Here is a 23,063-nt window from a genome sequence, read left to right as displayed (position 1 = left end):
AATTACTGTCACTGCCGTAAGGCATGATGGAGGAATGAAGGGGCAGGAGCTCTCCGGCGGCACACTCGCGGCCGAGGCCATGGACCGGTTCAGCCGGCCAACCCGGGACTGGTTCCTGGGTGCCTTCACCGCGCCCACCCCGGCCCAGAACGGCGCCTGGAATGCGATCTCCTCGGGCGCGCATGCGCTCGTGGTCGCCCCCACCGGTTCCGGTAAAACGCTCGCGGCCTTTCTCTGGGCGCTGGACCGGCTGCTTGCCGCATCGCCTGCCGAACCCGAGGGGCTGCCCGGCCTGGACACCGTCAAGGGCGCCCGGCGCAAGGCACCCAAACGCAAAACCCGGGTGCTCTACATCTCGCCGCTCAAGGCGCTCGGCGTCGACGTCGAACGCAACCTGCGTGCCCCGCTGATCGGCATCACCCAGACCGCCAAACGCCTCGGCCTGCCCGCACCGCTGATCACCGTGGGTGTCCGTTCCGGGGACACCCCGGCGTCGGTCCGCCGCTCGCTGCTGAGCAACCCGCCGGACATCCTGATCACCACGCCCGAATCCCTCTTCCTGATGCTCACCTCGAAGGCGCGGGAGACGCTGAGCGAGGTGGACACCATCATCGTCGACGAGGTCCACGCCGTCGCGGGCACCAAACGCGGCGCCCACCTGGCCGTGTCCCTGGAACGCCTCGACGCGCTGCTCCCGAAGCCCGCCCAGCGGATCGGGCTCTCGGCCACCGTGGAGCCCAAGGAGCTGGTGGCGCAGTTCCTCGCCGGCTCCGCACCGGTGGAAATTGTGGCCCCGCCATCGAAAAAGACCTGGGACCTGACGGTCTCCGTCCCGGTGGAGGACATGTCCGATCTGCAGGGTGCGGCCGGCGCCTTCGACTCCGGCCCTGCGTCCGGGCTGCAGCCCCAGGCTTCGATCTGGCCACATGTGGAGGAGAAGATCGTGGACCTGGTGCTGGCCAACCAGTCCACGATTGTGTTCGCGAATTCCCGCCGTCTCGCCGAGCGCCTTACCGCCCGGCTCAACGAGATCTACGCCGAGCGGCAGCTGATGGCCGCCGGCGGCGGCTGGGGCGAGTTTGGCGCCGGGGCTCCAGACTTCGAGTCCGTGCCGTCGGGGGCACCGGCCGGCGGCGCTCCCGCGTTGCCGGCCTCCGTCGCCGCGCCGGCGTCCACCTCCACGCCGGCGCACATGATGGCCCAGGCCGGCAGCACCGCCGGCGCCGATCCGGTCCTGGCCCGCGCCCACCACGGCTCGGTCTCCAAGGACCAGCGCGCCCTGATCGAGGATGACCTGAAATCCGGCCGGCTGCGCTGCGTCGTCGCCACGTCATCCCTTGAACTGGGCATCGACATGGGCGCCGTGGACCTTGTGGTGCAGGTGGAATCCCCGCCGTCCGTGGCCAGCGGGCTGCAGCGGGTGGGCCGCGCCGGCCACCAGGTCGGCGAGATCTCCCAGGGTGTGCTGTTTCCCAAGCACCGGGCAGATCTTGTGCACACGGCAATTACGGTGGAACGGATGCTGGCCGGCAAGATCGAACGGCTTTACGTCCCCGCGAATCCGCTGGACATCCTGGCCCAGCAGACCGTCGCGGCCACGGCCCTGGGCTCCATCGACGTGGAGGACTGGTTCTCCACGGTCCGCCGGTCAGCGCCCTTCGCCTCGCTTCCCCGCTCCGCCTTCGAGGCCACGCTGGACCTGCTGGCCGGCCGGTATCCCTCGGACGAGTTCGCGGAGCTGCGGCCCCGGATCATCTGGGACCGCAACGCCGGCACCATCGAAGGCCGGCCCGGGGCCCAGCGGCTGGCCGTCACCTCCGGCGGCACCATCCCGGACCGCGGGCTTTTCGGCGTCTACATCATCGGCACCGAAGTCGAAGGCTCCGGCTCCCGGGGTTCCGCGAGCGGCGACGGCAGGGCGGCCAGCCCGGCCGCCGCCGCAGCCAAGGGCGGGCGGCGGGTCGGCGAACTCGATGAGGAAATGGTCTACGAATCCCGGGTGGGTGACGTGTTCGCCCTGGGCGCCACCAGCTGGAAGATCGAGGACATCACCCATGACCGGGTCCTGGTCTCCCCCGCGTTCGGCCAGCCGGGGAAGCTCCCTTTCTGGAAGGGCGACTCCCTCGGCCGCCCGGTGGACCTCGGCCGCGCCCTGGGTGCGTTTATGCGCGAACTGTCCGCGTCCGACGTCGGGCCGGCCACGGAACGCTGCAAAGCCAGCGGCCTGGACGATTTCGCCGCCAACAACCTGATCCAGTACCTCGCCGAGCAGAAGCTGGCCACCGAGGTGGTCCCCAGTGACACCACCCTGGTGGTGGAGCGCTTCCACGACGAGCTCGGCGACTGGCGGGTGGTGCTGCACAGCCCGTTCGGCATGCCGGTGCACGCGCCGTGGGCCCTCGCCGTCGGGCAGCGGCTGCATCAGCGCTATGGCATGGACGGTTCCGCGATGGCCGCCGACGACGGCATTGTGCTGCGCGTGCCCATGATGGAGGACGAACCTCCCGGGGCGGAGCTGTTTATGTTCGACCCGGAGGAACTCGAACAGATTGTGACCGCGGAGGTCGGCGGCAGTGCCCTCTTCGCCTCCCGGTTCCGTGAGTGCGCCGCCAGGGCACTCCTGCTGCCCCGGCAGAACCCCGGCAAGCGGCAGCCCCTGTGGCAGCAGCGCCAGCGCTCCGCCCAGTTGCTGGACGTGGCGCGGAAGTACCCCACGTTCCCGATCGTCCTGGAGACCGTCCGGGAATGCCTGCAGGATGTCTACGATCTTCCGGCTCTGAAGGACATCGCCGCGTCCATCGAGCGGCGCGAGCTGCGGATCCTGCAGACCACCACCCAGCAGCCCTCCCCCTTCGCCAAGTCCCTGCTGTTCGGCTACGTCGCGCAGTTCCTCTATGAGGGCGACTCCCCGCTGGCCGAGCGCCGGGCCGCCGCCCTGGCGCTGGATTCGACCCTGCTCAACGAGCTCCTCGGCCGCGTGGAGCTGCGTGAACTGCTCGATGCCAAGGTCATTGACGCCACCGAGCAGGAACTGCAGCGGCTCGCCCCGGACCGGAAGGTCCGCGGGCTGGAGGGGGTCGCGGACCTGCTCCGCCTGCTGGGCCCGCTGGCTCCGGAGGAAGTCGCCGCCCGGCTGGAACCGGCCGGCGAGTCGGCCCCGGCGGCCGGGCTTGAAGGATCGGTCGCCGAGCCGGTGGTCGATGCTGTCGAGGCTCCGGTTGCCGATGCCGCCGCGCACCTCGTGGCGCTCCAGCGCGCCAACCGCGCCATCAAGGTCAACGTCGGGGGTGCCGAGCGGTACGCCGCTGTGGAGGATGCCGCCCGGCTGCGCGACGCCCTCGGCGTTCCGTTGCCGATGGGCGTGCCGCTTGCCTTCATCGAGCCGGTCGCTGACCCGTTGGGCGACCTCGTCTCGCGCTATGCCCGCACCCACGGGCCGTTCACCTCCGCCGAGGCCGCCGCCCGGCTGGGACTCGGCGTCGCGGTCGTCGGCACGGCGCTGAAGCGGCTCGCCGCGGACGGGCGTGTTGTGGAAGGCGAGTTCCGCCCGCACGCCGCACCCCCGCCGTCGACGGCACCGGAGCCCGACGACGGTGAGGCGGCCGCCGTCGGGACCCAACCCACCGGCGCCCCCACGGCGCCGTCGCTGGCCGGTGTCAGCGAATGGTGCGATGCCGAAGTCCTGCGCAGGCTCCGCCGCCGCTCGCTCGCCGCACTGCGCGCCGAGGTGGAGCCCGTGGATGCCGCCGCCTATGGCCGCTTCCTGCCGGCGTGGCAGAACGTCCGCGTCCCGGGCAAGCGCGGGCAGTCGGCGCTGCGCGGACTGGACGGGATCATCACCGCCGTCGACCAGCTCTCCGGCGTGCCCATCCCGGCATCGGCCTGGGAACCACTGGTCCTTGCCAGCCGTGTGGCCGATTACCAGCCCGCCATGCTCGACGAGCTCATGGCGGCCGGCGAAGTGCTCTGGTCCGGTGCAGGAGCGCTCCCCGGCAACGACGGATGGGTCAGCCTGCATCTGGCCGATTCGGCCGAGCTGACCCTGAACCCGGCGATCGACTTCGAGCCCGGTGACGCGCAGCAGCGGCTGCTGGACCACCTGCACACCAACGGCGGCGGCTACTTCTTCCGGCAACTGACAGAGGTTGCCGGCGGCATGGATTCGGTGCTCAGCGACCAGGACGTCGTCTCCGCACTCTGGGACCTCGCCTGGGCCGGCCGGATCACGGGCGACACCTTCGCCCCGGTCCGGGCGATGATCGCCGGCGGCCACACCGCGCACCGGCAGGTCGCCCGCGCCCCGCGGGCCAGGGCCCCCAGGATGAGCCGGCTCGGGCGCTCCCACGGCACCGGTTTGCTCGGGTCCCCCGGGTTGACCGGCGGGCGGTACGGCTCCGCTGCCGGCACCGCACCCACTCCCCCGCTGGCCGCTGGCCGCTGGTCCGCCCTCCCCGCACCCGAACTGGACGCCACCATCCACGCCCGGGCCACCGCGGAACTCCTGCTGGACCGGTACGGCGTGGTCACCCGCGGCTCGGTCATGGCCGAGAACATCCTGGGCGGCTTCGGCCTGATGTACAAGGTCCTGGCCCGGCTGGAGGAAGCCGGCCGGTGCCGGCGCGGGTACTTCATCGAGCACCTTGGCGCGGCCCAGTTTGCCGTTCCCGCGACAGTGGACCGGCTGCGGTCGTACGCCGAGGACACCCAGCTTCACAAGCCCGAGCCGGTGGCCCTGGCCCTTGCCGCGACGGACCCCGCCAATCCTTACGGCGCCGCCCTGCCGTGGCCTGCCCTCAACGTCGAGGCCGGGACCGGCCACCGCCCGGGCCGGAAGGCCGGCGCCCTGGTGGTCCTGGTCGACGGCGCCCTGGTCCTCTATGTGGAACGCGGCGGCAAGACCCTGCTGGCCTTCAGCGAGGACACGGAGGTTCTGGCTGCGGCCGGGGCAGCGCTGGTCAGCGTGGTGACCCGCGGCGCGGTGGACAAACTGATCATGGAAAAGGTCAACGGCCACGGCATCCTCGATACTCCCGTCGCCGCCGCACTGGCGCAGGCCGGGGCCTACTCCACGCCCAAGGGATTGAGGATCCGTGCCTGAGGGAGATTCGGTCTTCCGCGCGGCCGCCCAGCTGCATGCCGCCCTGGCCGGGCAGCAGCTCATCTCCTCCGATTTCCGGGTGCCGCGGTTCGCCACCCTCAAACTCGGCGGCTGGACCGTGACCGAGGTGGTCCCGCGTGGCAAACACCTGCTCATGCGGCTGGAGGGCCCGGCACGGCCAGGTGCCGCCAGCCCGGCGGAACCGGAACGGCTGACCATCCACTCCCACCTCAAGATGGAAGGCACCTGGCAGGTCTATCCGCCAGGCGGCCGGTGGCGGAAGCCGGGATTCACCGCCCGCTGCGTGCTGCGCACCGCCACGGCGGACGCCGTCGGGTTCTCGCTCGGTATCCTCGAAGTGGTCCGCAGCTCCGACGAAAACTCCGTGGTCGGCCACCTTGGTCCGGATCTGCTGGGACTTGACTGGGACCTCGCCGAGGCGGAGCGGCGGATCCGGGCCGCTCCGGACGACCCGATCGGCGTCGCGCTGCTGGACCAGCGGAACCTGGCGGGGATCGGCAATATCTACCGCTGCGAGGCCTGCTACCTCTCCGGCGTGCACCCGGCGGCGCCTGTCTCGGCCGTGCCTGACGTGGCCGCGATGATCACCGACGCCAAGCTCCTGCTGGAGGCCAACCTGGGGCCCGGCCGCCGGACCACGGTCCTGAACCAGCGCGGCATTGCCGTGGGCCGGACATCCGGGCTGCCCGGCTACTGGGTCTACCGGCGCGAACACCAGCCGTGCCTGAAGTGCCGGACACCGGTGCGGCGCGGAGTCCTCGCCAAGGCCACGGGTACCGAGGAACGGGACATCTACTTCTGTCCGACGTGCCAGCCGCTGCCGGGTGCCGGCGGGAGCCCGGCAGGGTGAAGTTCAGAGGCGGGCAGCGCAGCGGCAACGGCAACGGCAACGGCAGCGGCAACGGCTCAGGGTGTGGCGACCGCCGGATCGGCAACGGCCGGGAGCGCGGGCTTCTTCAGTTCCGGCACGGTGAACCGCGGCAGCAGGAGCTGCACGAGCGGGCCGATCGCCAGGGCGTAGAGCACGGTCCCGATGCCGACCGAGCCGCCGAGCAGCCAGCCCGCGGCGAGCACCACGATTTCAATGCCGGTCCGGGATGTCCGCACGGACCAGCCCGTGCGTCGGGCGAGGCCGGTCATCAGGCCGTCCCGCGCTCCGGGTCCCAGCCGGGCACCGATGTAGCAGGCGGAGGCGATTCCGTTGAGCAGGATGGCCCCTGCGAGCATTCCGGCCTGCCCGCCGAGGTGGGATATTTCGGGGATCAGCGCCAGTCCGACGTCGGCGAAGACGCCCACCAGCACGGCGTTGCACAGTGTGCCGACACCCGGCCATTGCCGTAGCGGAATCCACAGGAGCAACACGAGGAAACTCACGATCACCACCACCGTGCCAATACTGAGCCCGGTCTTGACCGCGAGGCCCTGGTGGAACACATCCCAGGGGTCCAGGCCCAGGCCGGCGCGGATGAACATTGCCAGGGATATGCCGTACATGGCGAGGCCGATAAGGAGCTGAAGGAGCCTGCGGGTCATCATGCAACCCATCCTCCCGGAAAACTGGCCTTGCATTCCATAGCCAGTTTGAAATACTGGCTCTATGTCCGGATCCCTGAACCCCAGTTCGCTGGCCCGATTGCTCGGCGACTGGAACCTCGGCGCAGCCCCCGCCTACCGGGAGCTGGCCGACGTCATCCGCCTCCTGGTCCTTGACGGCCGCGTGCCATTGGAGGTTGCGCTGCCCAGCGAACGGGCCCTGGCCGCGACGCTCGGCATCAGCCGGACCACCGTCACCGCCGCGTACTCGCTGCTGCGCGAGCAGGGATTCCTGAGCAGCGGGCAGGGCAGCCGCGGCCGGACGTGTATCCCGCAGACCAGTCCGGTCGGCGGCCGCAGCGGCGGCGGGGCGAGCCTCAGCGGCGCTCCGGGCCTGGCCGTTCCGGACGGAATTCTCGACCTCGCCTATGCCTCGCTGCCGGCCAGCGGCGAGGTGGTCCATCGGGCATTCGCCTCGGCCCTGACCGAGCTTCCGGCGCTGCTGCCCGGCTTCGGCTACGACGCCCTCGGCGTGAGACCGCTGCGGGACGCCATTGCCGGGCACTATTCGGCGGCCGGCGTGCCCACCACCGCGCAGCAGATTCTCGTGACGTCCGGCGCGCAGCACGCGCTGAACATCGTGCTGCGCACCCTGGCCGGCCGGTCTGACAAGGTCCTGGTGGAGCATCCCAGCTACCCCAACGCGCTCGACGCCATCCGGGCCGCGGGCTGCCGGCTGGTTCCGGTGGCCATGCCCGCGGCCCATACGGCCACCCGCCCGGGGCAGGCTTCCGGCGGCCGGCCCGGCTGGGACCTGGAGGCGATCGAGACCGCCCTGATGCAGCAGCGGCCCGCCATGGCCTACGTGGTCCCGGACTTCCACAACCCCACCGGGCGGCTGATGTCCGATGCCCAGCGGCGCCGGCTGGTCCACGCTGCCACCGCAGCCGGCACTGTCCTCGTGGTCGACGAGACGCTCCGGGAGGTGAACCTCGACGGCGCCGAGTCCACTCCGCTGGCAGCCTTCAACCCCGCCGTCGTCTCCATCGGTTCGCTCAGCAAGTCGCACTGGGCCGGGCTGCGGACCGGCTGGATCCGGGCCGAGGAGCCGCTGATCCAGCGGTTCGCCGCCGCCCGCACCACCATGGACCTGGGCGGCCCGGTGGTGGAACAGCTAGCGGCGGCCCACTTGGTCAACGCCCTCTCCGAGCCGCTCCCGGCACGGCTGGCCTCCTTGCGGGACAACCGGGACACGCTGCTGGACCTTATCGCCGGACACCTGCCGGGCTGGCAGAGCGAACGGCCCGACGGCGGACTGTCCGTGTGGTGCCGGCTCCCGGCCCCGATCAGCACCGCCCTTGCCGTGGTGGCCCCGGACTTCGGCATCCGGCTCGCGGCCGGGCCCCGGTTCGGCACCGGCGGCGCTTTCGAGCACTACCTCCGGGTGCCATTCACCCTGCCCCCGGAGCAGCTCGAAACCGCGGTGGCGGCGCTGCGTGCCGCCCAGGACCGGCTGGAGGCTTCCCCACAGTTGCGTCGCACCTTCGGGGCGACGCCAGCGGCGGCCATCGCCTGAGCCTCACGCGGTGAGGGCAGACCCGAGCACACGGCCCGGCGACGCGGATACTTCTCCACGAGGCGAAAAAATTTCTGGCGCGCCCGGATTCCGGCGTCGCCAGGAATTTGGAGTGTCGCTCGTGACTTTCGGTGTCGCCCTCGCGGCCAGGAGCTGCGGATCCGCTAGGCGTAGACCTTCTCGAGGAAGCCGCCCCAGGCCTTCGCCGTGGCCGCGGAGTCCCCGCTGCCGCTGAAGTCGTGGACCGTCATCCCGACCGGAGCGCCGAAGGCGTTGCGGCCGAAGAACCTGTACAGCGTGTCCGCGGTTCGCAAGCCGAGGAAGTTCTCGTTGGCGAAGTCCACCTCCGCGGAGAGCGTTCCGACGCCGTCGAGCTCAAGTTCCACGGCGCGGCCAGGCGCCGTCCCCTCGACGCCCAGGGCCTTCCTGAGCCGGACAAAGCCGTCCGGCGTCGCCGAGGAGGGCGGAGCCTGAACGTTGGTGAAAACCACGGGCCTGCCGTCAAATTACTTCAGATACTGACCCAGGGTGTGGAGGTAGAACGCGGTGTGCTTGCTGGCGCCGTCGTACTGCTGGTCCCAGTCCTCGGCGAAGATGCCGCTGTGGACGTAGTGCAGCCGGGCCCGGCCGCCGTCGAGCGGTTCCAGCACGTGTTCCAGCTGGTTGAACCAGCCGTCCGGGCCGTCCATCCGGGACACGAGGTGGGCCGGGTACTCATCAACCGTTCGCACTTCCGGCCACTCGTCGGTGGGGAACATCCATGCCGGGGTGCCCGCGGTGACGGCTTCCCAGACCCGCTCGGGGGTGCCGGGCAGTTCCGTGTCCACGATAATTTCGAAGTTTCGTTTGTCAGTCATTGTCCTGCTCCTTAGCTGAGGGGGTTTCGGGTGATGCCTTGCGTGGTGTCTTGAGCGACGGATGAAGCGCGACGACGAGGCGGTGCTTGCGCCCGCCGCCCGCGGTGGCGCCGGACCCCGGTCCGGCGTCGTGGTATTCGTCCACGAGCCGGGTCACGGCGACGCCGAGTTCTTCGGCGAAGGCGGCCCGGTCCGCGGCGGTGCGGAAGGTGATCTCGCCGTCGATGGCGAAGGTGGCGACTGGCTGTTTGGCCGCGGCGGCGCCGGCGATCAACTGGCCCATCTCCTGGACCATGCGGCCGGCCAGCGCCAGCAGCCAGAAGGCCGAAAAGCGGTCCGAGAACCGGTGCGGGTCGGGTGCCACGGACGCCAGTGCCGCCGGGGATATGAGGTAGGAGGCTGCGCTCGCCCGGAGGATCCGCTCCGTGACGTTGCCCCGGCGTCGCTCCTCCACAAGTTCCACCAGCCCGTGCCGCTCCAGGGCCTTGAGGTGGTAGTTCACCTTCTGCCGCGGCAGGCCGACTTTCATGGCGAGCTGCGTGGCCGAGCCTGGCTCGGAGAGTTCCATCAGGATGCGGGTCCGGATCGGGTCCAGGGACGCCTCAGCGGCGGCCGGGTCTTCGATCACTTCGATGTCCAACATGCTTCCATGTATCGCTGCCGACAGTTTTATTTGTCAAGAATATTTTTACCGTCGGAGGAGCAGTGGTGCGCCGCACCCGCCGGCGAAGGGTGCGCCAGCCCCGGCAAAGTAGAATGGACCGGTGATGCAATCCCCCCTCCCCGTGCGCGACGGCGTCAACGCGACCCGCCTCCGCCTTCCGGACGAGGGGCCCTGGGACACCGCGATGGACTACATGATGCACCGCTGGGGCCACATCGACCCGCAGGGCATCGAGGACCGCTTCGACGCCGGCGAGATAGTGGGCGAGGCGGGCATCCCCCTGGACCGCGCCACCCCGCTGCGGAACCACACGTTCATCTGGTACTACCGCACCCTGCCGCCGGAGGTCCGGATCCCGGTGGAACTGACCATCCTGCACCAGGACGAGCACCTGCTCGTGGTGGACAAGCCGCACTTCCTGCCCACCACCCCGGGCGGCACCTACATCCAGGAGTCGGCGCTGGTCCGGCTCCGGAACCAGCTGAACCTCCCGGACCTCATTCCCATGCACCGGCTGGACCGCATGACTGCCGGAATCCTGCTGCTCTCCACGAATCCCGAGACCCGGGGCAAGTACCAGGTGCTTTTTGAGAAGCGCCAGGTCCAGAAGGAGTACGAGTGCGTGGCCGCGGCCGAGCCTGCGCCCGGGCACCCCGCCGTCGACTTCCCCGTGGTGGTCCGGAACCGGATGACGAAGTCCCGCAGCTACCTGCTCGCCGAGGTGATCGACGGCGAACCCAACGCCGAGACCAGGATTGAGCGGCTGCGGACCTTCGGTGGCCCCGCCCCGGAAACGCCCGGCGCCCCTGCCTTGCGAGCCCCCAACGCCGCCGCCCGCCGTGCCGTGTACCGGCTGGAGCCGCACTCGGGCAAGACCCACCAACTCCGCGTGCACATGGCCTCGCTGGGGCTGGGGATCATCAACGACGCCTTCTACCCGGAGCTTCTGGAGAAGGCGCCGGACGATTACTCGAAGCCGCTCCAGCTCCTCGCCCGCGGGATCCGGTTCGTGGACCCCATCACCGGGGCGCCGGTGGAGTACCACAGCGGGCTGGAGCTCAGCGAAGCCCGCTAGGCCCGCCAGGGAACCAGTCCCGGGCCGGCCCGCGTCCCGTCATGGACCGGCGTCCGGCCGGAAGTGCGGTACCTTGTGCCCATGGACTTCGGCAACGCTGACAGCTGGGGGGACATGATCTATTTCTGGATCATCCCGGTGGTCATGGGCGATGCCATTTTCCCGCCCATCCCGTCCGAAATGGTGGTCATTACCGGCGGTGCGCTGTCCGCCATCGGCCGCGCCAACGCTTTCCTGGTGGTCTTCCTCGCCGCCGGAGCGTCCTGGCTCGGCGACATCCTGGTGTTCCAGCTTTTCAAACGGCGCCTGAGCCATGTCCTGGACCGCTGGAGGTGGGGCCGCGCGTTCCATCAGGCCGTGCACACAGCAATCGGGAAGGCCGGCCGGTCCACCACCTGCGGGGCCATCATCGGAATCCGCTTCATTCCCGGCGGGCGCCTCGCGACGACTGCCGCGGCGGGCATCGCCAACGTCTCCACCCGCGGCTTCAGCCTTTGCGCGGCCCTGGGTGGACTCCTCTGGGCCGCGTGGTCCGTCGGCCTCGGCTTCGCCACCGGCGCCGCCACCGGGCTGCCGTTCTGGGCAAGCTCACTGATCGGCGTCGGCGTCGGGATCGTGTTCGGCGCCGCCGTGGGTGTGATCGTCACCAGGAAGCGCGGCAACCGCTCCCCCGTCGTGGACGGCCCCGACGAGGAACTGGACTTCTGAGGCCGGCGCCCGGCACTTACACGGGCGCCCAGCGGCCGCGGTTGCGGCGGAGCACCAACAGGTTCCCGGTTACCGCAACGCGTTCGACGGCGTCGCGCATCATCGCAGCCGACTCCAGCGCCTGGCGGTTCTCGCCACTATAGGAGGTGGGCTCAACGAGGAAGCGCAGGTTCAGCTGCGGGACCCCGCCGGCCAGGTCCAGCTGGTTCGCTTCGACGTGGTGCCGCGTCTCCAGCGCTTCGACGGCCGCGGCCATCACGGCCTCCGGCGGGTTGCCCGGCTTGAGCCCGGTGATCTTCAGTCTGGTCTGGAACGACGGCATGCCATCACCCTAGCGGGACAGGCCGCCGGACCCCTTCTGGGCCTAGCCGGTGTTGCGCAGGCCCGCCGCGACTCCGTTGACGGTGATGAGCATGGCGCGCTGGAGGCGTTGATCGATCCCGCCGTTGGGCATGCCCTCCCCTGTGGCCTCGGAACGCACCCGGCGCAACAGTTCCACCTGGAGGTAGCTGATCGGGTCGAGGTACTGGTCGCGGATCTCCAGTGAGCGCTTCAGGGTGGGCTGCGCGTCGAGCAGGAGGTCCTCGCCGGTCAGGTTCTGGATCTCGGTGACGGTCAGCTCGTATTCGGCCCGGATGGCATGGAAGAGGTGGTGGAGCTCCTCCGGCACCAGGGTGGAGACGTAGTAGCCGGCGATGTCCATGTCCGTCTTCGCCAGCGTCATTTCGACGTTGGAGAGCACCGAGCGGAAGAAATGCCAGCCGTCCATCATCTCCACCAGCTGGGCGGAGTTGCCGGCCTCGCGGGCGGCCTTGAGCCCGGAGCCGACACCGAACCAGCCGGGGACGATCTGCCGCGACTGGGTCCAGCCGAACACCCACGGGATGGCCCGCAGGCCTTCGAGTCCGGCGCCGGAATCGGGCCGCTTGGACGGGCGGGAGCCGATATTGAGGGACCCCAGCTGTTCCACCGGGGTGGAGGCCATGAAGTAGGCGGGCAGGTCCGGGTCGTCGATCAAGGTCCGGTACCGGGCGAAAGCGGCGTCGGAAATGGTCTCCATAACGTGGCCGTAGCGTTCGCGCTGGTCCTCCGAGGTGCGTGGGGTGCGGTGCAGCGCGGACCCCTGCATGACCGCCGCGAGGGAGAGCTCCAGGTTCTCGCGGGCGAGTTCGGGCAGCGAGTATTTGTCCGAGATGACCTCGCCCTGTTCGGTGAACTTGATCTCGCCTTCGAGCACCCCGTTCGGCTGGGCCATGATGGCGTCGTAGGTCGGCCCGCCGCCGCGGCCCACGGAGCCGCCCCGGCCGTGGAAGAGGCGTACCCGGACGCCGTGTTTCGCTGCGATGTCCCGGAGTTTGCGCTGGGTCTTGTGGATCTCCCACTGGCTGGTCATGACGCCGGATTCCTTGTTGGAGTCCGAGTAGCCGAGCATGATTTCCTGGACGTCGCCGCGCAGCCGGACCAGCTCGCGGTAGGAGGAATCGGAGAGCAGCTGGTCCACGATTTCGGCCGAGGCCCGCAGTTCCTCCACGGTTTCCAGCAGCGGCGCGAAGCCGATCTTGGCATACGGGGCCGCGCCGAAGAGGCTTACCAGCCCGGCTTCGCGGGCCAGCACCGCAGCGGCCAGGACGTCGTCCGCGCCGCGGGTCATCGAGATGATGTACGTCTCGATGACGTCCGGGCCGTAGGTGCGCAGCGCCCGCCGGATTTCGCGGAAGACGTCGTAGGTGCCGTCGGCGACGCCGTCGAGCTTGATCGGGTGGCCTGAGAGCGGGCGCCGGGAGGCGAGTTCGGAGCCCAGGACCTCGAGCCGCTCCGGGCGGCTGAGTTCCGCGTACCGGACGCCGGGGCCGCCGAGACGGTCCATCAGCTGGCCGACGGCGTCGTGGTGGTGGTCGGCGTGCTCGCGGATGTCGAGGGTGGCCAGATGCAGGCCAAAAGAGGCGATGGCGCGGCGGGCCCGGGCAAGGGCGCCGTCGGCGGCGAGAGCGGCGTGGTGGTTGCGGAGCGAGCGCTCCAGCAGGCCCAGCTCGGCGAGGAGCTCCGCGGTAGCGGTGTAGTCACGGCCGTGCTCGTGCGCCGACGCGGCCGAGACGCGCCGGGCGGTGTTGAGCAGTTTGGCCTTGATGCAGGTGAGTTTGAGCCGGTAGGGCTCCTGCGCGTTCAGTTCGAGGACCCGGCGGTCAAGGCCCGGCAGGTTCTGGAGGTCGACGTCGATCGAGTCCAGCAGCTCCTGGTCAGCCCCGGCGAGCGCCGTGGAGTTGGACAGGATGGAGATTAGCCCGTCGATGAGGCCGATGCTGATCCGGACGGCGTGCTGGTTCTGGATCTGCAGGATTTCGCGGGTGACAGCTGCGGTGACGTTGGGGTTGCCGTCCCGGTCGCCACCGATCCAGGAGCCGAAGCGGATGGGAGCCCTCTCCGCGGGGAGCGTGACGCCGTGTTCGCCGAGCAGATCGGAGAGGTCCGAGAGCATCTCCGGCAGGGCATCGCCCAGGATGCCGGTGAGGTAGTAGATCGCGTTCCGGGCCTCGTCCACCGGGGTGGGCCGGACCTGGCGGAGTTCGTCCGTCTGCCACATCTGGTCGATCACTTCGGCGAGGTGGCGGTCCTGGCGGCGGCGGGCGGAGGTGCCCTCCGCTGTGCTCTCGGCGAGGATGTCCGAGAGCCGGCGGACCTTGTCCAGCACGGAGCGGCGGGACGCTTCGGTGGGGTGGGCAGTGAAGATGGGCCGGACGTCGAGTTCATTCACGACTTCCTGCAGGACCGACGGGCCGGCCTGGCCGGCGATGTCGGTGACGGCCTTGGCCAGCCAGCCGTCCTTTTCCTGCCGCGTGCGCAGCCCGCGGACCCGGTGCACCTGCTCGGCGGCGTTCGCCAAGTGGAAGTAGAACGCGAACGCGCGGACCAGGTCGGTCGCCTGGTCCAAGGGCAGGGAGCCGAGCAGCTCGCGGACCTGGGCGACGACGTCGTACGAACTCCACGGACCGGTGGCGTCCGCGCCGCCGCGGGCGGCTTCCTTGGACTCCTTGGTCAGCAGGCGCACCTGCTCGACGAGGTCCAGGAGCTCGGGACCGTGCTGGCGGACCAGGGATTCGCCGAGGAGGGTGGAGACCCGGCGGACGTCGGCGCGCAGTTCGGAGGCGAGGTCGGTGCCGGAATTCGTTGCAGTGTCAGCCATGGAGACAATCTTTCGGGAGGACTTGGTTCGTACACTGCGCTGGATACTGTGAGCCGGGTTACGTTCTTCCTACAGGATGCTACCCGCCGCCGCGGCCGGCGGGGAATCCCTCTCAGATAGTGTCGGCGCCTCCGCCCCCGGCTTGAAGGTCCTGGCGGGCGATCTTGAAATTGAAGTCCGCTGTTCCGAGCGCACCCCAGAGCCGCAGCCAGATCGGCAGGAGCATCTCGGCGCCGCGGGCCGTGGTGATGTCGCCCAGGTCGATGATGTCCCGGTGGCCCAGGCTCGCCAGGAGCGCGGCCACATCCCGCTTGGCGTCGGAATCGTTGCCGGAGACGAAGACCGAGTGGTCCCCGCCGGCCACGCGCGCGGGTTCCACCATGAGGGCAGCGTTCATGGTGTTGAGGGTCTTGACCACGCGGACGTCCGGGAAGGTGCGCTGGATTTTCTCGCCGAGGCTGTCGGTGTTCACCGGGTTCAGCACCGGCGGCATGCCGTGCGAGAAGTCCAGCGGGTTGGCGACGTCCACCAGCACCTTGCCGGCGAGGTTCGCCGCGCCGGCCGCCGTGAGCGCCGCGAGGGAGCCGACGCCGTTGGTCGCGTTGACCACGAGGTCGGCCCGGGCAGCGGCGTCGGCAAAGCGTGCGACGTCGACCTGCCCGTGGGACTGATGCCACTGGGCGAACGACGCGGCTCCCATTACGTCGGGCTCGGTCCGCGCCAGGGTTGCCTGCGGGTCGCGGGTGCCGATGACGACGTCGTGGCCCAGGCCCGCGAGCGCAGCGGCGATCGCGCGGCCTACGGTGCCGGTTCCCAGGACAGCGACCTTCATGGCATCCTCACTCAAAAAAGCGGTGGAGTAGACAGGTTCGTCTACCGGTGCGCACGACGCTATCAGACAGACCTGTCTACTGCAAGGAGGCCACCGTTCACTCGGAGTGGATGCCCGGCTACGGCTTGGGGATCCATCGCTCAAGGGAGCGGTCGCCCACCACCGATATGACCAGGAGCAGCACCGCCGCTACCGCGAGACCAAGCGGCGTCTTGGCGAAGTCCCACTGAACCAGCAGGGGAAAGTGGAACACGTACAGGCCGTAGGAAATCGAGGCGGTAAATGCGGCCGGGACCGCCAAGGGCGCGGCAACCCGGACGAAATATCTCGCCAGCACGGTGGTCGAAGCGGCAACGCAGGCCAGGGCGAACACAAAAAGATTCAGTGAGAGCCTCAGGATCTCCACCATCTCCGGGTGCCGGTTCAGCAGAACCCCGGCACCGGCAACGGCGCACAGCGCCACCAGCCAGCAGCCAACGGGCACGACGGCCCGGAGGCTGAGCCGGTCCGAACCGTAGAGCTCGGCAATCACGGCTCCGGCCCACCACGTGAGCATGTAGGCGAAGACCAGGGAGAAATGGTTGGGTGCCACGACGTAGGTGCCGAAGCCGATCACGGACAAGCTTCCTACGATCCCCAAAGACAGGCCGCCGGAGCGGCGGTGGGCACTCATGATCAGAGGAAAGGCCAGGTAGAAAAGCACTTCATATGACAGGGACCAGAGAGGGCCGTTTCCCAGGAACGGGTAGGCAATAACGCCCGGCTTGAAATCCCCAAGATCCTGGAGGGAAAGCAAGTTCAGCCCCAGCGTCAGGGGTGAGAAATCGCGGACCAGCGTGCCGTCCAGCCAGGCAACCAGTGCTGATACAGCAAACGCGACCAGCAACGGCGGGTAGATGCGGCGCAATCGGCGCAAATAATAGGACGTGACACTCTTCTGCACCCGGGTGCTTTCGTTGGCGAAGATGACGAATCCGCTGAGCAGGAAGAAGACAATAACAGCCTGGGGTCCGTACTTGAAGACCACCTGCGGCAGGCCGGTCATGGTCGAGTTGACCACGACGTGATGGATCACGACGTAGACGGCGGACAGTGCACGGATAACGTCAAGAGCCACCCGGAGGCGCGGACTTGGACGCCGGACGGAAACTGACGGCGTGGCGACGGCAGAAGTCATGCGCCAAACGTATTGGCCAATGGAATTGCCGCCAACAGTACTGACTACTTGGATTTCGCAGAGAACGGGTCCTCCGGAGGAGGCCGTAGACAGACTTGTCTGTGTAGCATGAAACCATGACTCCGACCGCCAACAGGACACCGCAGGCCGTTCGGACGCCCGCCGGGCAGGCGCGGGAAAAGATCCTTGCCACGGCGTTCCGGCTCTTCTACGCCCAGGGGCTCCGCGCCGCCGGCATCGATACGATCATCGCCGAGTCCGGCGTCGCGAAGGCCACATTCTACAAGTACTTTCCGGCCAAGGACGACCTGATCCTGGCCTACCTGGAGAAGGTGGACGGGGTCTGGACCGGGCAGCTCCAGGCCGCGGCGGAAGCCGCCGGGCCTGACGCCGCGGCCCGGCTCGTGGGGTTGTTCGACGCCCTCGCCAGCGCCTGCCGCCGCGACGGCTACCGCGGTTGCGCCTTCATCAACGCCGCGGCCGAGTCCGCCTCCGGAACCCGCGTCCACGAACGGACGGTGGCCCACAAGGAGCACATCAGGGCCTGGATCCGTGACCTCGCCGTCCAGGCCGGCGCCCCGGATCCGGACAAGCTCGCCCGCAGCCTGACCCTGGTGCTCGACGGCGGACTCGCCAGCGGCGTGCTCGACGCCGATCCGGCGGCGGCCACCGCCGCCCGCGACACCGCATCGCAACTTGTCGCCGCCAGCCTCGGGAGGAACCCTTGAACACGACGCATCCCGCCCCTGACGCCCAGCTCGCCCGCTGGCAACGCTTCCGCAACAGCCGCAACGCGGCCCTCGCCAGCGAGTACGGCTGGCTGACACTGACCTCCTTCCAGTGGCTGGAGGACCGGTCTGCCGCCGTCGACCTCGCCCCCGGGCTCTGGTCCACCGACGGCACGACGGCGTTCCTCACCGCCGCCGCGGCCGAGGGCCTCACCGTCGTGGACACCGGCGAACCCGTGGCGGGCACCGTCAGCGCGGCGCTGTCCAATGAGGAGTCCCTGATGTGGGTCCGGTACGGCGGCGCGGACGGCCGGCAGGTGGTGGTCGAACTGGCAATGCGCGCCAACAGGTACGCCGTGCGCACCCGGGATTCCAAGTCCCCGGTGTTGACGGAATTCGACGGCGTGCCGACCTTCGATTTCCGCCCGGACCTCGTGGTCGAGGCCCGGTTTGTCCCGTATCCGGAGCCCGTCGACGTCCCCATCGGCACAGCCAACCCGCTGGTGGACGGGGTCCACCGTTCCGTGGGCGAGCTCGTGTTCCGGCTCCCCGGCAAGGACCACGAGTTCCACCTGCAGGCCGAGGAGGAAAAGCTCGGCGCCCTGACGGTCACGTTCCACGATGAGACCAACGGGGAAAGTACGGATGAGTGGCGCAAGGTGTCCACGGCCCGCCCGCGCGTCGACGCCCTCGGAAACCGCACGGTCAGCCTGGATTTCAACCGGGCCATCAACTACCCCAGCGCCTTCACACCGTACGGCACGTGCCCCATGCCGGTGAAGAACAACAGCTTGGACTACCGGATCGAGGCCGGGGAGAAAGAGCCGGCCCTGCTCTAGACACCAGTTCTAGACGATCGCGGACACTCCGGTCACGGCACGTCCCACGATCAGCGTGTTGATCTCGAACGAGCCCTCGTAGGTGTAGATCGCCTCGGCGTCGGCGAAGATCTTGGCCATCCGGTAGTCGGTCACGATCCCGTTGCCGCCCAGCAGGGACCGGCCCATCGCCACGGTTTCGCGCATCCGGGCGCTCACATAGGATTTCGCCAGCGCCACCTGCGGCATGTCCGCGGCGCCCGCATCCTGCAGCTGGGCAATCCGGACCATCATCCCCATGCTCGCCACGGCGTTGCCAAGCATGGTGACCAGCTGCTGCTGGACCAGCTGGAACTTCGCCAGCGGCCGCCCGAACTGCCGGCGTTCGACGGCGTACTGCCGGGCGACGTCGAATGCGGCCAGCTGCTGGCCAACGCCCTGCCAGGCGACCATGATCCGCGAACCGCGCAGCAGTTCGTTGGTGTCCTCGAAGCTGTTGATCCCGGCGAAGCGGTCCGCCTCGGCCACCTGCACGTCCGTGAAGACGATGTCGGCGTTCTGCACCGTGCGCAGCGCGATCTTGTTCTCGATCCGGCTCCGGCTGACGCCGGGCAGGGTCGCGTCCACGATGAAGCCGCGGATGCCGCTGCCGGCCTCGTCGCGGGCCCACACGAGCATGTAGTCGCAGAACGTGCCGTTGCCGATCCAGCGCTTGGCACCGTTGAGAACCCAGGAGTCGCCGCCGTCAGGCGCCCCGCCGGGAACCCGCCGTGCCCTGGTTTCCATGCCGCCGGCCACATCCGAGCCGTGCTCCGGCTCGGTCAGCGCGAACGCCCCGGTGGTCCGGAGGTTCGCGGCGTCATCGAGCAGCCGCGCCTTCTGCTCCTCGGAGCCGAAGCCGTACAGCGACTCCACGAAGAGGTCATGGTGGACCAGGAAGAAGGTCGCCAGCGAGGTGTCAACCCGCGTCATTTCGGCGATGACCAGCCCGGCAAACAGGTTGCTATAGCCGCGCTGGGCCGGTGCGCTGAGCTCGAGGGCGGCCAGCTTCGGCAGGATCTGCGCGGGGAACTCGGCCTTGTTCCACCATTCACCGGCGAAGGGCGCCACCTCGCGGGCCAGGAACTCCCGCAGTTCGGCCATCTTCGCCTGCTCGGCGGCGTTGAGCATCGACTCGAAGCCGAAGAAGTCGGCGGTCGGCAGCCCCGCGACGGAATCAACGGCCCCGGGCGAAGCGGCGAGTCCGGCCTGCATCATTTCGGCCCCATCCGGATGGCGCCGTCGAGCCGGATGGTTTCGCCGTTGAGCATGGCGTTGTCCACGATGTGCGCGGCAAGGTTCGCGTATTCGGCGGGCCGGCCCAGCCGGGACGGGTGCGGTACCTGCTGCCCGAGGGAGTCCTGCGCTTCCTGCGGCAGCCCGGCCATCATGGGCGTCTCGAAGATGCCCGGTGCGATCGTCACCACCCGGATCAGCGACCGGGCGAGTTCCCGGGCGATCGGCAGCGTCATCGCGTGCACCGCACCCTTGGAGGCGGCGTAGGCAGGCTGGCCGATCTGGCCATCAAATGCGGCGACGGAGGCGGTGTTGATGATGACGCCGCGCTCCGGGCCGCCGAGCACGGTCACGACAGGCTCGGTGGCTGCCATCGCGGCCGCTGCAAGGCGGATGACGTTGAAGGTTCCCACGAGGTTGATCTGGATGACGCGGTTGAAGGTCTCCAGCGACAGCACGCCGTCGCGGCCCAGGACCTTGCCGGGGGTGGCGATCCCGGCGCAGTTGACCACGATGCGCAGCGGGCCGAGGGCAGCGGCGGCGTCGACGGCGGACTGCACCTCGGCTTCGCTGGTGACGTCGGCGGGCACGAAGACTGCCTTGCGGACCGGCTCCAGCGCGGCGCCGGCAGCGGGGGCTCCTGCCTGGACGCTCCCCCCGGCGTTCAACTCGGCGGCGAAGGCGTCGCCGGCGGAGCCTGGCAGGTCCACCAGGACCACCGAGGCGCCGGCGTCGAACAGGCGGCGCGCCGTTGCAGCCCCGAGGCCTGAGGCCCCGCCCGCAACCAGCGCGACTGTACCTTTGATGTCCATGCATCCTCCTTGACGTGGAACCGGAACCCGCCACGACACTGTGTGCAGCGTCACGAACCGACTGGGAACATTAGTTAGTGAATGTTAACTGGAATGCCGGCATTCCGCACCTTCACCCCGCGGGGCCACCCCTGGGGCAGCGCAATCATCCCCGCCGCCGGCCCGAATCGCCTCCCGAATCACCGCCCGAGACGCAGCAACGATCACACCCCGGACGCACTGCCGCTACTAGGCTGGAACCATGACCCCAGCAGACCTTTCCACCGCCCCCAACTGGTCGTTCCGGGCTGACGAGGCGGCCCGATCGGTGACCCGGCTGTTCGGGCAGCGACTCTTCTTCCTGCAGGGGACCCACATCGCCGCAACCGTGCGCCCCTCGGGCCGGCTGAAGAACCTGGCCCGGCCCTGGCACTACTGGTGGCAGGCGCACTACGTGGACTGCCTCGTGGACACCGGGCGGCGCGAACTGGGACCTGAGGGCCGTCCGGAAATGCGGTTCGACGGCGGGAACCGGCCCAGCGCCGGCCGGCTCGCCTCCAGGCTGGTCACCGGGATCCGGCTCCGCAACTTCCTCACCGTCGTCAACAACTACTACGACGACATGGCGTGGCTGGCGCTGTCCACGCTGCGGCTGGAGAACCTGGCCCGGGACAGCCGCAAGGAGGCCGGACGCCGCCGCAACGCCAAGGTCCTGAAAAGCCTCACGCTGCAGTTCGATTCCGCATCCACGGACGACCTCGGCGGCGGCACTTTCTGGAGCAAGAAGCGGGATTTCAAGAACACGCCAGCCACGGCACCGGTGGCGCTTTACTACGCCCGCACCGGGCAGCCGGCCAGGGCGCAGGCCCTGCTGGGCTGGCTGGACGCCCGCCTGTTCGACCCCGAACAGGGCATGTACCGGGACGGCCTCCGGATCGCGCCCGACGGCGACGTGGTGCTGGAAAGCGCCATCTACACCTATAACCAGGGCCCGGTCCTGGGCGCGCTGCTGGAGCTCGGCGGCGAGGCCAACCTGGCCCGGGCAGCCTTACTGGTGGCGTCGGTGGCGCGCAGCCTCACCCTCCCTGCGCCCCTGATGGGGCGCAGCGCCACGGTGCTGCGCTGCGAGGGCACCGGCGATGGCGGGCTGTTCACGGGCATCCTGGTCCGGTACCTGGCCCTCGCCGCCGTCGACGAGCGTCTTCCCGCCGCGACCCGCGCGACGGCCGCGACGCTCGTGAACGACACCGCCGAGGCCTTCTGGGAGGGCCGCCGCGTCTTGTCGGCCCGGGAGCCACTGGCCCGCAAGGGCGGCCGCATTCTGTTCTCCACCCGCCCCGAACTGCCGGCCCGGCGCAGCTACCCGGCGGGCGCCGCCGTCGAACTTTCCACCCAACTGCAGGCCTGGATGGTACTGGAAGCCGCTGCCTCCATCGCCGGACGCGTCGAGCCGGCACCTGTTGAGTCCCCGGCGAAGACCCCCGCCGAATCACCCACCGACAATTAGGTCACGCAATAGTTACGTAATTGATGTGATCCTGGTCACTTAAGAGGCCCTCAGCTTGGTTGCTTAGGTTTGGCTAACCTACAGTTTTTCCTAGTGAGCATGCCCTAACTTCCCCCGCTCACAGGGGGCTAGGGTTCCGAAGACCTTCCCTCCAGAAAGCAGCCCCATGAAGATCCGCAACAACGCGCTGGCAGGTATCGCACTTGCCGCCACCGCCGCGCTCGGCCTGGCCGCCTGTGGCTCCGGCACCTCCACGTCCCCTAGCAGCAGCGCCGCCGCTGACGGCAAGATCTCCGGTGAGATCACGGTCTATAACGCCCAGCATGAGTCCCTGACCAAGGAATGGGTGGACGCGTTCACCGCGGAAACCGGCGTCAAGGTCACCATGCGCCAGGGTTCGGACACCGAGATGTCCAACCAGATCATCCAGGAAGGCCAGGCCTCCCCGGCAGACGTCTTCCTCACCGAAAACTCCCCTGCCATGGCCCAGGTCGAAAACGCCGGCCTCTTCGCCGACGTCGACAAGGCCACCATCGAGCAGGTGCCCGCCGAGTTCCGGCCCTCCACGAACAAATGGACCGGCATCGCGGCCCGCTCCACCGTTCTGGTCTACGACAAGGCCAAGCTGAGCGAAGGCCAGCTTCCCAAGTCCATGCTGGATCTGGCCAAGCCGGAGTGGAAGGGCAAATGGGCGGCGTCCCCGTCCGGCGCCGACTTCCAGGCGATCGTCTCCGCCCTGCTCGAACTCAAGGGCGAAGCCGCCACCGAGGAATGGCTCAAGGGCATGAAGGAAAACTCCAAGGCCTACAAGGGCAACAGCACGGCCATGAAGGCGGTCAACGCCGGTGAAGTCGACGCCGCACTGATCTACCACTACTACTACTACGGCGACCAGGCCAAGACCGGCGAGAACTCCAAGAACGTCTCCCCGTACTACTTCAAGAACCAGGATCCGGGCGCGTTCGTGTCGGTCTCCGGCGGCGGTGTGCTGAAGTCCTCGAAGAATGCCGCGGCGGCCCAGGCCTTCGTCAAGTTCATTACCGGCAAGAAGGGCCAGGAAGTCCTGCAGAAGGGCACCTCGTTCGAGTACGCCATCGCCTCCGATGTCCCGGCCAACGAGAAGCTCGTCCCGCTGCCGGAACTGCAGGCACCGACGGTGGATCCGGCCAAGCTCAACTCCGCCAAGGTCACTGGGCTGATGACCAAGGCAGGACTGCTGTAA

General features: G+C 69.1%; 17 protein-coding genes and 1 pseudogene. 9 read left to right on the top strand and 9 right to left on the bottom strand.

Annotated features, from left to right (window positions below):
• Window positions 1-34: 34 nt before the first annotated feature.
• Window positions 35-5,098 carry a DNA glycosylase AlkZ-like family protein gene (locus tag ACZY0Y_RS10105; RefSeq protein ID WP_463957764.1) on the top strand — a complete coding sequence of 1,688 codons (5,064 nt, stop codon included), beginning with the start codon at window positions 35-37 and terminating at the stop codon, window positions 5,096-5,098.
• Entirely contained in the window at window positions 5,091-5,969 is an 879-nt protein-coding gene (locus tag ACZY0Y_RS10100; RefSeq protein WP_463957762.1) for a DNA-formamidopyrimidine glycosylase family protein, read from the top strand. The genes ACZY0Y_RS10105 and ACZY0Y_RS10100 overlap by 8 nt, the downstream gene beginning before the upstream one ends.
• A 56-nt stretch (window positions 5,970-6,025) precedes the next feature.
• Here ACZY0Y_RS10100 and yczE read toward each other — a convergent pair whose 3' ends face one another.
• On the bottom strand, window positions 6,026-6,655 hold the full coding sequence (gene yczE, locus ACZY0Y_RS10095; RefSeq protein WP_463957761.1) for a membrane protein YczE: 630 nt from the start codon (window positions 6,653-6,655) through the stop codon (window positions 6,026-6,028).
• 61 nt (window positions 6,656-6,716) lie between these two features.
• On the opposite strand from yczE, the gene yczR reads away from it, so the two are divergent.
• Complete coding sequence (gene yczR / locus ACZY0Y_RS10090) at window positions 6,717-8,228, top strand: MocR-like transcription factor YczR (protein ID WP_463957759.1); 1,512 nt, start codon at window positions 6,717-6,719, stop codon at window positions 8,226-8,228.
• A gap of 164 nt (window positions 8,229-8,392) precedes the next feature.
• Here yczR and ACZY0Y_RS10085 read toward each other — a convergent pair.
• Both ACZY0Y_RS10085 and ACZY0Y_RS10080 read right to left on the bottom strand, forming a co-directional pair.
• Window positions 8,393-9,085, bottom strand: a pseudogene (locus ACZY0Y_RS10085) (SRPBCC family protein).
• Window positions 9,078-9,728 carry an ArsR/SmtB family transcription factor gene (locus ACZY0Y_RS10080; RefSeq protein WP_463885150.1) on the bottom strand — a complete coding sequence of 217 codons (651 nt, stop codon included), beginning with the start codon at window positions 9,726-9,728 and terminating at the stop codon, window positions 9,078-9,080. The pseudogene ACZY0Y_RS10085 and the gene ACZY0Y_RS10080 overlap by 8 nt, the downstream one beginning before the upstream one ends.
• Window positions 9,729-9,852: 124 nt before the next feature.
• Between ACZY0Y_RS10080 and ACZY0Y_RS10075 the strand changes: the two genes are divergently transcribed.
• Complete coding sequence (locus ACZY0Y_RS10075; RefSeq protein ID WP_463957786.1) at window positions 9,853-10,824, top strand: RluA family pseudouridine synthase; 972 nt, start codon at window positions 9,853-9,855, stop codon at window positions 10,822-10,824.
• A gap of 81 nt (window positions 10,825-10,905) precedes the next feature.
• Window positions 10,906-11,532 carry a DedA family protein gene (locus tag ACZY0Y_RS10070; RefSeq protein WP_463885152.1) on the top strand — a complete coding sequence of 209 codons (627 nt, stop codon included), beginning with the start codon at window positions 10,906-10,908 and terminating at the stop codon, window positions 11,530-11,532.
• Window positions 11,533-11,548: 16 nt separating this feature from the next.
• Here ACZY0Y_RS10070 and ACZY0Y_RS10065 read toward each other — a convergent pair whose 3' ends face one another.
• From ACZY0Y_RS10065 to ACZY0Y_RS10050, 4 genes are all read right to left on the bottom strand, one after another.
• Entirely contained in the window at window positions 11,549-11,854 is a 306-nt protein-coding gene (locus tag ACZY0Y_RS10065; RefSeq protein WP_160667988.1) for a hypothetical protein, read from the bottom strand.
• Window positions 11,855-11,896: 42 nt separating this feature from the next.
• On the bottom strand, window positions 11,897-14,713 hold the full coding sequence (gene ppc, locus ACZY0Y_RS10060) for a phosphoenolpyruvate carboxylase (protein WP_463957757.1): 2,817 nt from the start codon (window positions 14,711-14,713) through the stop codon (window positions 11,897-11,899).
• A gap of 112 nt (window positions 14,714-14,825) precedes the next feature.
• Entirely contained in the window at window positions 14,826-15,545 is a 720-nt protein-coding gene (locus ACZY0Y_RS10055; RefSeq protein WP_463957755.1) for an NADPH-dependent F420 reductase, read from the bottom strand.
• Between the two features lie 118 nt (window positions 15,546-15,663).
• Window positions 15,664-16,722 carry an acyltransferase family protein gene (locus ACZY0Y_RS10050; RefSeq protein WP_463957753.1) on the bottom strand — a complete coding sequence of 353 codons (1,059 nt, stop codon included), beginning with the start codon at window positions 16,720-16,722 and terminating at the stop codon, window positions 15,664-15,666.
• Window positions 16,723-16,838: 116 nt separating this feature from the next.
• Between ACZY0Y_RS10050 and ACZY0Y_RS10045 the strand changes: the two genes are divergently transcribed.
• Window positions 16,839-17,450 carry a TetR/AcrR family transcriptional regulator gene (locus ACZY0Y_RS10045; protein WP_463883990.1) on the top strand — a complete coding sequence of 204 codons (612 nt, stop codon included), beginning with the start codon at window positions 16,839-16,841 and terminating at the stop codon, window positions 17,448-17,450.
• Window positions 17,447-18,289, top strand: coding sequence for a DUF1684 domain-containing protein (locus tag ACZY0Y_RS10040; RefSeq protein ID WP_463957751.1), 843 nt, complete (start codon window positions 17,447-17,449; stop codon window positions 18,287-18,289). The genes ACZY0Y_RS10045 and ACZY0Y_RS10040 overlap by 4 nt, the downstream gene beginning before the upstream one ends.
• Before the next feature lie 9 nt (window positions 18,290-18,298).
• On the opposite strand, the gene ACZY0Y_RS10035 is transcribed toward ACZY0Y_RS10040, so the two are convergent.
• Window positions 18,299-19,525, bottom strand: a complete 1,227-nt coding sequence (locus ACZY0Y_RS10035; protein WP_463957750.1) for an acyl-CoA dehydrogenase family protein — start codon at window positions 19,523-19,525, stop codon at window positions 18,299-18,301.
• Window positions 19,522-20,355: an SDR family NAD(P)-dependent oxidoreductase gene (locus tag ACZY0Y_RS10030; RefSeq protein WP_463957748.1), complete on the bottom strand. Its 834-nt coding sequence runs from the start codon at window positions 20,353-20,355 to the stop codon at window positions 19,522-19,524. The genes ACZY0Y_RS10035 and ACZY0Y_RS10030 overlap by 4 nt, the downstream gene beginning before the upstream one ends.
• Before the next feature lie 241 nt (window positions 20,356-20,596).
• On the opposite strand from ACZY0Y_RS10030, the gene ACZY0Y_RS10025 reads away from it, so the two are divergent.
• Window positions 20,597-21,841, top strand: coding sequence for a glycoside hydrolase family 76 protein (locus tag ACZY0Y_RS10025; protein ID WP_463957746.1), 1,245 nt, complete (start codon window positions 20,597-20,599; stop codon window positions 21,839-21,841).
• 166 nt (window positions 21,842-22,007) lie between these two features.
• A complete protein-coding gene (locus tag ACZY0Y_RS10020) occupies window positions 22,008-23,063 on the top strand; it encodes an iron ABC transporter substrate-binding protein (RefSeq protein ID WP_463884000.1) in 1,056 nt (351 codons plus the stop codon).

This window comes from Pseudarthrobacter kochi (genome assembly GCF_055412805.1).
Note: the sequence above shows the minus strand (reverse complement) of the source record. Positions and strands in the feature narration are given on the sequence as shown.